Source organism: Amycolatopsis sp. cmx-4-83 (assembly GCF_046548815.1).
In the GTDB taxonomy this organism is placed as follows: domain Bacteria; phylum Actinomycetota; class Actinomycetes; order Mycobacteriales; family Pseudonocardiaceae; genus Amycolatopsis; species Amycolatopsis pretoriensis_A.
This window is the reverse complement of record NZ_JAEBEF010000021.1, coordinates 81,045-94,100: the sequence shown is the minus strand read 5'-3', so window position 1 is coordinate 94,100 and position 13,056 is coordinate 81,045. Positions and strand designations below refer to the sequence as shown.

The following is a 13,056-nucleotide window of genomic DNA, read 5'->3' as shown; positions in this document are numbered from 1 at the left end:
ATGATGGCCCAGAACGGGAGAAGACGACGTGAGTGAACACCGGGCCCGGTTCGCGGCGATCTTCGACGAGGAGGTCCGCAGGCACAACGAGCGGTTCCGGGCGGTGGCCGCCGTGCGGCCCGGCGAAGACGTCCTCGACGTCGGCTGCGGCACCGGCGAGTCCACCCGCGAAGCCGCCGCGGCGGGCGCGAACGCGCTCGGCGTCGACCTCTCCGCGCCGGCCATCGCCAAGGCCCGCGAGCTCGGCGGCGCGGCGTTCGAGGTCGCCGACGTCCAGGCGCACCCGTTCCCGGCGACCGCGTTCGACGTCGTGCTGTCCCGGTTCGGCGCGATGTTCTTCCCCGACCCGCCCGCGGCCTTCGCCAACCTCGCCCGCGCGCTGCGCCCCGGCGGCCGCCTGGTGCTGCTCGTGTGGCAGGACCGCGACCGCAACGAGTGGTACTCGCTGCTGCGCGACGCGCTGGCCCCGGGCGCCGAGCCACCGCCGCCCGGGCCGCACTTCTCCCTCGGCGACCCCGGCCGCACCCGGGCGCTGCTCGAAGGCGCCGGCTTCACCGGCGTCGAGTTCACCGAACTGCGCGAACCGGTCTGCTACGGCCCGGACGCCGCCACGGCGACCGAGTTCGCGCTCGGCCTGCTCGACGTCAAGCAGCTGCTCCCCGACGGCGACGAACACGCCGTGACGCGCCTGCGGGACGCCTTCGCCGCGCACGAAACCCCCGAAGGCGTGCTCCTCGGGGCCCGGACGTGGCTCGTGACGGCGCGGCTCAGCCGCGCTTGACCAGCCGCCGCACCTGGTGCCAGCGCCGCTCCACGCCCCACTTCGCCACCCGCAGGAACGCTTCGCGGATGATCGAGCCGCTCATCTTCGACTCGCCGATCTCGCGCTCGGTGAACGTGATCGGCACCTCGACGATCTCGAAGCCCGCGTCGGCCGTGCGCACGGTGAGGTCGATCTGGAAGCAGTAGCCGTGCGAGTTGACCTCGTCGAGGGCCAGCTTCTCCAGCACCGGACGGCGGTAGGCGCGGAATCCGGCGGTGATGTCCCGCACGCGCATGCCCAGCGCGAGCTGCGAGTAGACGTTCGCGCCGCGGGAGAGGACCTGGCGGTTGACAGGCCAGTTCACGACAGCTCCGCCCGGCACGTACCGGGAGCCGATAGCCAGGTCGGCGTCCCCGACGGCGTCCAGCAGGCGCGGCAGGTCCTCCGGCGCGTGCGAGCCGTCGGCGTCCATCTCGACGATCGTGTTGTACTCGCGCGCCAGGCCCCAGCGGAACCCGGCGATGTAGGCGGCGCCGAGGCCGGCCTTTTCGGTGCGGTGCAGCACGTGGACGTGGTCGTTCGCGGCCGCGCGCTCGTCGGCCAGCTCGCCGGTGCCGTCCGGGCTGCCGTCGTCCACCACGAGCACGTGCACGTCCGGGAGTACCTTGTGCAAGCGATCCAGGATCGGGCCGAGGTTTTCCCGTTCGTTGTACGTCGGGATCACCACCAGCACCGGATCGATTTCCCGGGCCCCCCGCGGCGCCTGCGACATCCGTGCTCCTCCGATATCCGCGGCGGTCAGTCCGCCGCTTCCCCTGCTGCCGTGCCGGCGCTCGCGCGCCGGGTGCGAAAACGGAGTACGAGCCCGCCGGCCACCCCGGCGATCGCCAGTGCCAGCAGCCCGTACTCCGTCCACGCACCGAGTCGATCCGACAGCGTAGTCTGCGTCCGGAGCGGGACGCGCCCGACCAGGGAATCCGCGGTGAAAAGGCCCGTTGAGCTGGTCACCGTCCCGTCGGGCGCGACGATCGCGCTCACCCCTGAGACGGCGGACACCACGACCGCCCGGCCGTGCTCGACCGCCCGCAGCCGGGACATGGCCAGCTGCTGCACGCTCATCTCGCTCTCGCCGTACCAAGCGTTGTTCGTCGGCACCACGAGCACCTCGGCGCCGTCGCGCACGGCGTCGCGGGCCGGGTAGTCGAACGCGGCCTCGTAGCAGACGAACACGCCGACCTTGGTGCCCGCGACGGCCAGCGTCTGGTTGGCGCCGTCGCCGGGGAGCATGTCGACGGTCTCGGAGTCGAGGAACGGCGTGACGAGCTCGGCGAGCTTGCGGGCCGGCACGTACTCGCCGAAGGGCACCAGCTGCTGCTTCGCGTAGCGCTGCCCGGGCCCGGTGTGCGGGTCCCAGGCGATCACGGAGTTCTGGATGTGCCCGTCGGGCAGCTCGTAGAGCGCGCCGATCAGGGCGGGGACGCCGAAGTTGGCGACGAGCTGGTCGACCTGCGGGTCGGGGCCGGTGACGGTGGTGGCGCTCTCCGGCCACAGCACTAGGTCCGGCTTGGGGACCTTCCCGGCGCGGACGGCGTCGAGCAGCCGCTGGCTCTCGGCGATGGTGTTGCGCCGCAGCAGGACCCGCTCACCCTGCAGGGCGAGGCCGATGTCGGGGGCGTTGCCCTGGACGGTCGCGATGGTGCGTTCGCCGTCCTGGGCGCCGGTGCCGATCGCGGGCCACAGCGCGAGCCCGGCGAGGACCGGCAGCACGGTGCCGAGCGCGGCGAAGACGGCCGGGCGGGTGACCTCGCGCGTCTCCCACAGGCGGGTGGCGAGCGCGGCCAGGCAGAAGCCGGTGAAGACGACGGCGAGGCCGACCAGCGGGGCGCCGCCGATCGAGGCGAGCGGCAGGAAGGCGCCTTCGGGCTGGCTGAACGCGACCCGGCCCCAGGGGAAGCCGCCGAAGGGGAACCAGGCGCGCGGGGTCTCCAGCGCGATGAACACCAGCGCGCCCCAAAGCGGCGCCGGCGGCAGGCGCGCCACGAGGGTGATCAGACCGCCCGCGAGGCCGTAGTAGAGCGCCAGCGCGAACGACAGGCCCAGCCACGGCCACGGGCCGAAGTCCGGGCCGAGGAAGTCCAGCAGCCACGTCAGCAGCGGCAGGAAGAAGACGAACCCGAACGCGAAGCCGTAGCCGAACGCGCCGCGGAAGCTGCGCCCGCGCAGCACGAGGGCGAACCCGGCGAACGCCAGCGGCGCGAGCCACCACAGCGGGCGCGGGGCGAAACTCAGGTAGTAGGCGAAGCCGGACACCAGCGCCCCGGCCAGCCGCAGGAGCCACGCGCGGGGGAACCGCCGGGTTCGCGGGGGTTGGTGCGGGGCGCCCGGTTCGGGGTCCGCCACGGTGACTGCCACGACTGAGAACTCTAGGTGATGGCGTCGTGGAGGACCGCACCCGCGCGGACCGTCCGCAGGCAGCGCGGGAGGTCGGCGTCCGGTTCGAGCCTCGGCAGCGGCGGCACGCCGGCGCGCGGGTCGGTGGACCAGCGCTGCACGCGGCTGTCCGGGGTGGCCACGACGAGGTCGGTGGCGTCCCAGATCGCGTAGTGCGCCGGCGCGCCCGGGACGAGGCTGCCGGTGACGCCGTCGTTGACGCCGGCAGCGCGGTGCCCGGCCCGGGTGTGGGCGGTGAACGCCGCCCGCGGCGACAGGCCCGCGCCCGGCGTCCGGTGGTAGGCGCCCGCGCGGACGCTCCCCCACGGGTCGAGCGGTGTCACCGGCGCGTCGGAGCCGAAGGCCAGCAGGACGCCTTCGGCGGCCAGTGCGGAGAAGGGGTTGAGCCCGGCGGCGCGATCGGGGCCGAGGCGGTCGGCGTACATGCCTTCCGGGCCGCCCCAGAGCGCGTCGAACAGCGGCTGCACCGAGGCGACCGCGCCCCAGCCGGCCAGCAGTTTCGCCTGCTCGGTGGTGACCATCTCGACGTGCTCGAGGCGGTGGTGGCGGGCGGCGAGCGCGCGCTGCCCGACCTCCTTTTCGGCGAGCCGGAAGCCTTCGACCACTTCGGCGACGGCGGCGTCGCCGATGACGTGGAAGCCGGCCTGCAGCCCGGCTTCGGTGCAGGCGGCCAGGTGCTCGCCGATGCGGTGGGCGTCGAGGTAGAGCGTGCCGGCTCCGGTGTGGTCGGCGTACGGCGCGCTCAGGGCGGCGGTGTGGGAACCGAGGGCGCCGTCGACGAAGAGGTCACCGGCGAGGCCGCGGGCGCCGAGTGCCTTGGCGGTGTCCACCGCGCCGAGCTCGCCCCAGTAGCCGACGACCTCGGGGGTGTCCGGGCCGGCGAGGGCGAGGAGGGCGGTGAGGTCGTCGGCGCCGGAGATGTCGGGGCCGGCGCATTCGTGGACGCTGACGATGCCCTGCTTCGCGGCCTCGGCGAGGAACGCGCGCTGGGCGTGTTCGCGCTGCCCGGGCGTGATGGCGGCGCGCACGGCCGCGCGGACGGCGTGGTGGGCGGCACGGGTCAGCGGGCCCTCGGGCGACCAGCCGTCGGCGGCGCGGGCGGCCGGGGCGAGCTCGACCAGCGCGGTGGACACGAGCGCGGAGTGGACGTCGACGCGGCTGAGGTAGACGGGCGCGCCGGCGGCGGCGTCGTCGAGCTCGGCGCGGCTGGGCAGGCGCGGGTCGGTCCAGGCGGACTCGTCCCAGCCGTGGGCGAGCAGGACCTGGCCCGGGGTGACGGCGGCGCGAACCCGGCCGAGCAGCTCGGCGCGGTCGCGGACGCCGGTGAGGTCGAGGCCGGTCAGGTGCAGGCCGGTGGCGGTGGCGTGGACGTGGGCGTCGACGAAGGCGGGGGCGACGAAGGCGCCCTGGAGGTCGACGATCTCGGCGTTTTCGTGGAGGGCGCGGGCTGGGGCGTCCTGGCCGACCCAGACCACGGTGCCGCCGGTGACCGCCATGGCCGTGGCGTCCGGGCCGGCGGGGGTGTAGATGCGCCCGCCGAGCAGGAGCGTCGTGTGTTCGTCCGTCACGCCCCCGAGTCTCCCCCTGGTCGCCGGGCCTACTGCACCTGGGGGAAGACATGCCAGCAGGCAGGAAGATTTACTCCGTGAGAACGTTATGACAGGATATTTTCACGCGTTCCCGACGACTAGGAGTACAAGTGACTGCGATCCAGGAACCTGTGACGCCTGCCGCCGCCTTCGACCAGCCCTACGAGTACGCCCGCGCCGAGCTGGTGGAACCCGACTGGCGCCGCTTCCCCGGCTGGCACGACGTGACCGAGGCCGAGTGGCGTGACGCGCAGTGGCAGCGGGTGCACTGCGTCCGCAACGCCAAGCAGCTGCGCGCCCTGATGGGCGACCTGCTCGAGGAGCGCTTCTACGACGACCTGCTCGCCGACCAGCGCGAGATGGCGACGATGTCGATGCTGCTGCCGCCGCAGATGCTCAACACGATGGCGCCCACGGCGGGCACCGACCCGGCGAAGGTCACCGAGGCGTTCTACGCCGACCCGATCCGCCGCTACATGCTCCCGGTCCGCAGTGATCGTGACGCCACCTGGCCGAGCCACCCGCACTCGGAGCGCGACTCGCTGCACGAGGCGGAGATGTGGGTCGTGGAGGGCCTGACCCACCGCTACCCGACCAAGGTGCTGGCCGAGATGATCTCGACCTGCCCCCAGTACTGCGGCCACTGCACCCGGATGGACCTGGTCGGCAACTCGACGGACACGGTCGAGAAGCACAAGCTGACCCTCAAGCCGGTCGACCGCCAGGACGCGATGATCGCGTACCTGAAGAAGACCCCGGGCGTCCGCGACGTGGTGGTGTCGGGCGGCGACGTGGCCAACGTCCCGTGGCCGCAGCTGGAGTCGTTCCTGATGCGCCTGATGGACATCGACACGGTCCGCGACATCCGCCTGGCGACCAAAGCGCTGGCGGCCCTCCCCCAGCACTGGCTCCAGCCGAAGGTCGTCGAGGGCCTGGAGCGCGTCGCCGTGACCGCGCAGCGCCGCGGCGTCAACCTGGCGATCCACACGCACGTCAACCACGCCCAGTCGGTGACTCCGCTGGTGGCGGAGGCGGCCCAGACGGCGTTGAACGTGGGTGTCCGGGACGTGCGCAACCAGGGCGTGCTGATGCGCGGGGTCAACGCGACGCCGGCGCAGCTGCTGGACCTGTGCTTCGCGCTGCAGGGCGAAGCGAACATCCTGCCGTACTACTTCTACATGTGCGACATGATCCCGAACGCCGAGCACTGGCGGGTTTCGGTGCACGAGGCGCAGGAGCTGCAGCACTCGATCATGGGCTACCTGCCGGGGTACGCGACGCCACGCATCGTGTGCGACGTGCCCTACGTGGGGAAGCGGTGGGTGCACCAGCTGGCCGACTACGACCGGGAGCTGGGGATCTCGTACTGGACCAAGAACTACCGGACCGGGATCGAGCTGGACGACCCGGAGGCGTTGCAGCGCCGCTACCCGTACTACGACCCGATCTCGACCCTGCCCGAAGCCGGCCGGAAGTGGTGGGCAAGCCAGGGCTGACATCGGGGCGTCACCGTCCAAGAAATGGGCCGGAGGGGTGCTGCTTGCACCCCTCCGGCCCATTCCTGACGATTTGGCTGGTCAGCATTGACGGGGCCCGGGTGGACCGATCACCACGCGGCCCGGAAAGTCTACTGTGGACAGCCGAGGACCACGATTGCGGCGGGTCTGCACAATGGCGACCTGGCCCTCTACGGCGGCGAGGTGCGTAACAGCGCAGGACAAACCGTGGTCCGCCTCAAGAAAATCACCGCACCGATCTTGACGGTCGCTCCCGTTGCGATACCGCGAATACGGATAGCACCTTCCTCCCGCCCCAGAGCAGCGACCCGTACGTACGAAGCCGTCCCCTCCGGTGGATGCGGGGTTCTTGTAGGGATTTCCCTGACGTGCGGGTGCGCGCACGTCCATAACGTCGGGCGGGTCGTCGACGCCGGTGGTGGGAGACCGCCGGTCGTCAGCAAACGCTTCGGTGCGGGCGGTGGCCCGCGGCCGAGCCGTCGGGAGGGGAATGACGATGACGTCGAGCACGGACCGGGCCCAGCAGGACAACGGACGCCGGCACCACCACGACTACGTGGTGACCCGCATGGACACCTTCGGCAACTCGCCGCGGCCGATCCCGGCGCGCGTCACCATGGTCGAGGCCGCCGGGGAGGAACAGCTCTTCCTGGACCACCTGCCCGTCCCGCGGGACGCCTGGAGCTATGACGAGCACGACCGGGTGCTGACCTGGCAAGGCGCCTTCGGCGGCGGCCACCTGCGGCTGAGCCACGACGGGACCGGTGCACACGGCGCCGTCGGGCCCGAGGACGACCTCTGCTCGGTGACAGCCGGGGCCCGGGCGCAGTTCTCCTGCGACGTCGCCCTCGACTGCGGGGCCACCTACGAGACGTCCGGTGGCGCGGTCGTCGGCCTGCTCTGGGACCCCGGGTCGACCGCCTGGAACTCCGCCCGCTGGGTCGCGAACCGACTGCTGCTGACCTACACCGTCACCCCCGGTGGGCCCCTCCAGCCGCCCACGTTCAGCTTCGAGTTCAAGGACGTCGAGACCGGTGCCCTCGCGTGGGACCCGGACGCCTTCGCCGCCGGCATCCAGCTCGGAGAGCGGGACGGCCGGCTCGTGTGGCGGCTGAGCTTCAAGTCCTCGGTCGCCCCGATGCGGGACAAGGGACCGCGCGAGGCCACCGGGCCGGACACCGTGTACCCGTGGTGGCTGGAAGCGGTGGAGGATTCAGCGGCGCTGGGCATCACCGGCGTCCTCGAGATCGACGGCGTCGCGCCCAAGGGCACGCTCGCGGGTTTCCGCGGGGTGCGTGCCGCGCCGGCGCTCACCGGCTACTACCAGGCCGAGGCCGGGGCGGTGCCGTTCGGGGTCTTCGACGGCCGGCTGGTCATCGCCGGTGAGCCGGTCTCCGGCGCCGCCGTGCTCGGGGACGAGCTGGTGTGGCGCGACCTCGACCCGGAGCACCAGCGGCGCACCGGCCTGCCGGCCGAGGGGCGCCTGCAGGCCGACGGCGAATCGCTCGGTGCCGCGGTCCGGTTGAGCACCGAGGACGCCCTGGCGGCGATCTCGCTGCACCGGGACGTGCACCCGCAGCTGCACCGCATGGCCGTCGAGCAGTCCGCCGCCGCCAAGAACGACATCTACGGCCTGCTGGCGATGACGCCGTTCGGCAAGGACGAAACCGGCGCCTGGGGCGACGTCGTCCAGGCCGGGGTCAACGACAGCCTCAGCACCATCATGAACAGCTGCATCCCGGGCGACCTGTGGACCCGGCTGTTCCCCGGCGTGCCCCAGCCGGCCCTCACCGGCGACCTCGCCGAGGTGGCCGGCAGCGCGGTCACGGGCGTGGCCGAACCGGCCAAGTGGTACGAGTCGCTCGCGACCGCCGTGCTGACCTACGGCCTGGCGAACGGCTCGGAAGACCACTGCCGCTACCTGAACGGCCCGCGCGCGACGACCTGGCTGAAGACCCAGGTCGCCACGTCGCCGGTCTACCACGCGCACGGGCAGCGGCTGTTCGGCGTCGAATGGCAGAAGCGCTGGCCGATGACCGCCGGCTACCTGGCCGACCAGATCACCAACGCCAAGACCTACGAGGCCACGATCGACGCGGCGGTGAAGGCCGACATCACCGACATCAAGGCGAACGTCGTGGCCGACCCGGCCGCCACCGGCGACGTCCACGCCGAACTCATCGCCGATGTGCGCAACGCCGGGCAGTACGCGAAGACCAACAACCTCTACTGGGCGTTCGCCTTCTACACCTACAACGTGGCGCCGGGCATCCTCGCGAACATCTCGCTGCAGATGTCGGTCAACACCGGGGCCGGCGACGGCACCAGCCTGAGCCGGCTGTTCCAGCAGAACGTGGCCGTGCTGACCGCCCTGGACCCCTCCGGCTTCTTCGCGCAGCGGTACGTGAGCACGATCAACACCTTCCTGGCCACCAACATCCTGCCCAGCATGTTCGGGTTCCTCGGCGAGGCCACGAGCTTCGACCTCGTCAAGGAGTACCTGCAGGCGTTCGTCGACGGCAACGTGCACAACGAGGACGCGCAGATCGCCGAGGCCGCCCGGTCGATCGGCGCCGTCCTGCAGGAGGAGAACGCCGACCGCCTGCTGCACGACTCGATCGACGCGCTGCTGGCGATCTCCGGCACCGTGCAGGACACCCTGGCGCTGCCCTACATCGCCGGCGAATGGCTGACGTGGTTTTCCGGCAAGTTCCCGAGGCTGGCGTCGGTCGGGCAGCTGTTCGGGTCGGCCCTGATCGGCGGGATCACCGGGCTGGCCGTGTTCAACCTGTTCAGCGCCTTCAAGAGCTGGGACGAGCTGAGCAAGACCCAGCGGGCCACCCTCGTGATCAACACCGTCCAGCTGGGGCTGCAGATCGTCTCGGCGGTGGTCAAGCGGGGCGTCCGCATCTACGCGATCTTCAACGTCAACGGGATGACGAAACTCCAGCGGTACGCGGCCGTGCAGAACATCATCATGAAGGGCGAGACCGCACAGCTGGACCGGGGGCTGCTGAAGATCGGCAACTCGACGGCCCGGTGGATCGGGGACCTCGAAGGCACCGTCGGCAAGCTGGCCACCGGCGGCGATGCCAACCTCACGGCCGTCATCGTCACCGAAACAACCGCCACGGCCGAAGAGGCCTCGCTCGTGTCGAAGGTGTTCGGGGCGAACCTCGACGAGTTCGTCGCGACCCGGATCGGGCCCCTCTTCATCCTGGCCGGGATCGCCGTGAGCATCGTGCACCTGGCCGAGGGGGAATCCGGTCTCGCGCTCGCTTCGGACGTCCTCAACATCGTCAGCGGGTCGCTGATGCTGTTCGCGATGGTGGGCGAGTGGCTGATCGCCGCGGGCACGGTCGCGGAAGCGGGGGTGCTCGCGACGATGTTCGCGTTCGCCGGCCCGCTGGCGATCCTCGCCGCGCTCGCCGGCGTCGGCCTGATGCTCTACGAACTGTTCAAGCAGGTACCCGACGAGATCGAGAACTTCGTCAACGACCACGCGGCGCCGGCGGGATTCCGGGTCAGGGACAAGAAGGGCAGCCTCGACTACGCCGTTCCGTACCGGAACCCGGACCGGGGCAGCCTGCTGATGGTCGGCAGCACCCTGACCGTGGACGGCGATGTGGTGCAGGCGAACCCGGACGGCACGATCCGGTACGGCGCCGGCACTTCGCTGCCCGACTGCGTGTGGCAGGTGACCACCGACGCGTTCGGGTTGAGCACCATCTTCACCGTGCTGCGGCCGGATCCCGCGAAGCCACCGGTCGTGCGCTACCTGAGCCTGATGGACGACCGGTCGGTCTCGTTCCAGCCGAAGATGCCCCGCCCCGACGAGCTCCAGGACCTGTCGCCGGTCGTGGTGGTGAGCCAGACCTGGGTCGGTCAGCCGTGGGGATCCCCCCGGCTGACCGGGGACGAGAAGTTCCTCGGCTCGCTCGACATCAAGCTGGTGCCCACAACGGTCGACGGCGACGGCCGCTACCAGCCCGCGATGGGGAAGACCTTCCTGTGGCTGGCGCGCCGGGAAAGCGGGCTCGTGGTGACCGACCAGCTCACGCCGTCGCACGACGTCATCCCCACCCCGGGATCGGTCTTCACCCTCACCATGGCGGGGATGGCCCCCAACTTCATGACCATGCCCGACCTGACCTTCCCGCCCGGCAGCACGCCGTCGGAGCAGCAGACCTTCGGTCCGGGGTTCGCGGTCCTGCCGAGCACGCCGATGAAGTTCCGCCACGGCGGTGACCCGCTGCCGGAGTTCCTCCGGTTCGACGACAAGACCGGCGCCATCAAGCCCAACGGCAAGCCGGCGGCCGCCGAGTCGCGGACCCGCAGCAGCATCACGGCGAGCAACCCATGCGGGGGCACGTCGACGTCCTTCGACGTCGTCGTCGGGACGCCGGCCACCGTGCTCACCCCGGCCGGCTGAGGCGACGATGAATTCCCAGCAGCAGCTGCAGGCCCGGTTGACCGGGTTCGTCACCGGTGCCGCACCGCAGCCGGCGTCCGGATTGCTGCCGGACCTGCGGCTGCTGCTGGAGTCGCTGCCCGGCTACGGCCACCCGGAAGCCGAAGCGGCCCACCGCGGTGCGCTGAGCGCGGTGCTCCAGCTCGCCCTTCCCAACGAGCGGATCGCGCCTCAGCCGGCCGAGAACGGCTCGGGCTACTACATCTCCTATTCGTACGAAGGCCCGTTCGCCGGGTACGCGGACGCGTTCTTCCCGAAGCGGGTGGTGACCGCCGCCGCGACGGCGGTCACCACCGCGGTGCGGTCCCGCGGGCTCGGCCAGCCGTGGTGGCGGGCGTACGCACTGGCCGTGCTCACCGACGCCGCCCGCCGGGCCGCGGGGATCCCGCTGGACACGGGCAAGCTGGCCGGGGAACTGGCGGCCATGGACAGCCAGTTCCGGCCCGCGCTGACCGCGAGCTACCTCGTGGCCGTGCAGACCGCCTACGAGCCGACGGCGTCGGCGCTGCGGGCCCTGACGGCCGCCGGGCAGCTCGCCGAGGCCCGCGCGCAGCTCGTTCGCCTGCTGGCCGGCGACACCCTGGTCGCGAACTTCAACGGCGCCATCGGCACCGGCGGCGACAGCACGAACGCGGCGGTGTGGTTCCTGTACACCCTCTGGGTGGTCCTCGCGGCCCTGGCGTGCCCGGACGTCGACGCCGAGATCCGGGCGCTGCGGGCCCGGGGGCTGATCGTGCCGGGCGAGGTCGCCGAGGGGAACTGGTGGAACGGCGGCTACACCACCTGGTACCGGCCGCTTTCCGGGGCGGACGTCGAGCCGGCGACGGCGGGGACCCTGACCGCCGGCCTGCCGGAGCTGGTGACGTCGTCGTACGCGTCCAAGCCGCCGATGCCCCCGGTGCGCGAACACCAGGGGGTGACGAACGGCTATTCGCTCAGCCTGTGCCTGTGGGGTCCGCTCGCCCGGTACCGGCCGCAGCCGAGCAGCTGCCTCGGCGCGGGCACCGGCGTGCTGATGGCCGACGGCTCGGTGAAGCCGATCGAAGACGTCCGGATCGGGGACGAGGTGCGATCCGGCGGCGGCACCGGAACGGTCGTGCTGGCCGAGCGGCCCGCCCGGCTCGGCCGGCCGCTGTACTCGGTGAACGGGCTGAACGTCTTCGCGACTTCGGGGCACCCGTTCCGCGCGGCCGACGGCCCCGGACCCCGGCGGCGCGCGGTCGACCCGTGGAACCTCGCGGACGCCGTGCCGACGATGATCGCCGACGGCATCGGCTCGCTCGCCGTCGGAGCCGAGCTGGCCGCCTTCGGCGGCGAACCGGTGACCGTCCGGGAGGTGACGGCGCACGAACCGGCCCCGGACCGGCCGGACGAGCTGGTCCACGACGTCGTGGTCGCCACCGGGGACCGCGGGCACGCCGCCTACTACGTCGGTGGCCCGGGCACGTTCGTCGCCGTCGACGCCGAGTCGGCGGATCCCTTCCACGACGTCGCCGCCACTCTCGCCGTGGTCGCGGCGATGGACCGCGCGCTGGACGACGTCCGCGAACAGGTCGCCGATCCGCACGCGGACCTGCTCGACATCCTGGGGCGCCTCGACCTGTCCGGGATCGGTGAGGCGGCCCGGGCGGCCGACGGCGCCGAACGTCCCGAGATCCCCGGCCCCGGGTACTACCTGCGCGACGGCGAATGGGACCCGCACGCGTCCGCGCTCGAGACGGAGCTGGTCCGCCGCTACGGCCGGCTGTTCCGGCGGAACTGCGCGACGGGCTGGCGTCCGGACGCCGATCCCGAGGGGCCGTTCACCCTGTGCCTGCACGACATCGAACTGCTCGGAGACGTCCCGGCGGTCGCCGTGCTGGACGTCGAGCTGCGCGTGCGCGGCGACGCCGAGGACGTCGTCCGGCGGGTGACGGCGCCGGCCACGCGAAAGCGGCCGGGCTGGCACTTCGCGCCGGACACCGACGTCGAGTTCGGGCCACTCCTCCCCTCGGCTGCCTTGCTCGGCTCCCTCCACGCCGACGGCGAACTGCTCGGCCGGTTCGGCATGCCGTTGTCCGCCACAGGCCACGGCGAGCACTTCGTGTTCGGCGACGGCGGAACGGTGCTCGGCCGGGTCGCCCTCGGGCGGCACGGCGCCGGGACGGCGGACCGCCCCGCCCAGTCCGCCGCCAGGGCCATGGCGGTGGCCGCGGGACGGCACGTCGGGGAGCTGCTGGCGAGCCGGGTGCGAGCGCGTCGATGAGTTCGGAAGCTCCGCCGGCC

Annotated in this window: 7 protein-coding genes; 4 read left to right on the top strand and 3 right to left on the bottom strand. The window is 72.2% G+C overall.

Going from position 1 to position 13,056, the window contains the following annotated elements:
- The first annotated feature begins 28 nt into the window (after positions 1-28).
- The gene (locus tag ACLJQM_RS45235; protein WP_410636305.1) at positions 29-781 is read left to right on the top strand and encodes a class I SAM-dependent methyltransferase; all 753 of its coding nucleotides are present in this window, start codon (positions 29-31) and stop codon (positions 779-781) included.
- On the opposite strand, the gene ACLJQM_RS45230 is transcribed toward ACLJQM_RS45235, so the two are convergent.
- From ACLJQM_RS45230 to ACLJQM_RS45220, 3 genes are read right to left on the bottom strand one after another with little or no spacing between them, the layout of a single operon-like run.
- The gene (locus tag ACLJQM_RS45230) at positions 768-1,535 is read right to left on the bottom strand and encodes a polyprenol monophosphomannose synthase (protein WP_360781986.1); all 768 of its coding nucleotides are present in this window, start codon (positions 1,533-1,535) and stop codon (positions 768-770) included. The two genes, ACLJQM_RS45235 and ACLJQM_RS45230, sit on opposite strands and share 14 nt — an antisense overlap.
- A 26-nt stretch (positions 1,536-1,561) precedes the next feature.
- Entirely contained in the window at positions 1,562-3,175 is a 1,614-nt protein-coding gene (gene lnt / locus ACLJQM_RS45225; protein WP_360781984.1) for an apolipoprotein N-acyltransferase, read from the bottom strand.
- 11 nt (positions 3,176-3,186) lie between these two features.
- Positions 3,187-4,782 carry an amidohydrolase gene (locus ACLJQM_RS45220; protein ID WP_410636304.1) on the bottom strand — a complete coding sequence of 532 codons (1,596 nt, stop codon included), beginning with the start codon at positions 4,780-4,782 and terminating at the stop codon, positions 3,187-3,189.
- Positions 4,783-4,913: 131 nt separating this feature from the next.
- Between ACLJQM_RS45220 and ACLJQM_RS45215 the strand changes: the two genes are divergently transcribed.
- The 3 genes from ACLJQM_RS45215 to ACLJQM_RS45205 all read left to right on the top strand — a co-directional run bounded on the left by ACLJQM_RS45215 (position 4,914) and on the right by ACLJQM_RS45205 (position 13,036).
- Entirely contained in the window at positions 4,914-6,299 is a 1,386-nt protein-coding gene (locus ACLJQM_RS45215) for a KamA family radical SAM protein (protein WP_410636303.1), read from the top strand.
- A gap of 517 nt (positions 6,300-6,816) precedes the next feature.
- Entirely contained in the window at positions 6,817-10,752 is a 3,936-nt protein-coding gene (locus ACLJQM_RS45210; RefSeq protein WP_410636302.1) for a hypothetical protein, read from the top strand.
- Between the two features lie 7 nt (positions 10,753-10,759).
- Positions 10,760-13,036, top strand: a complete 2,277-nt coding sequence (locus ACLJQM_RS45205) for a hypothetical protein (protein WP_410636301.1) — start codon at positions 10,760-10,762, stop codon at positions 13,034-13,036.
- Positions 13,037-13,056 lie beyond the last annotated feature (20 nt).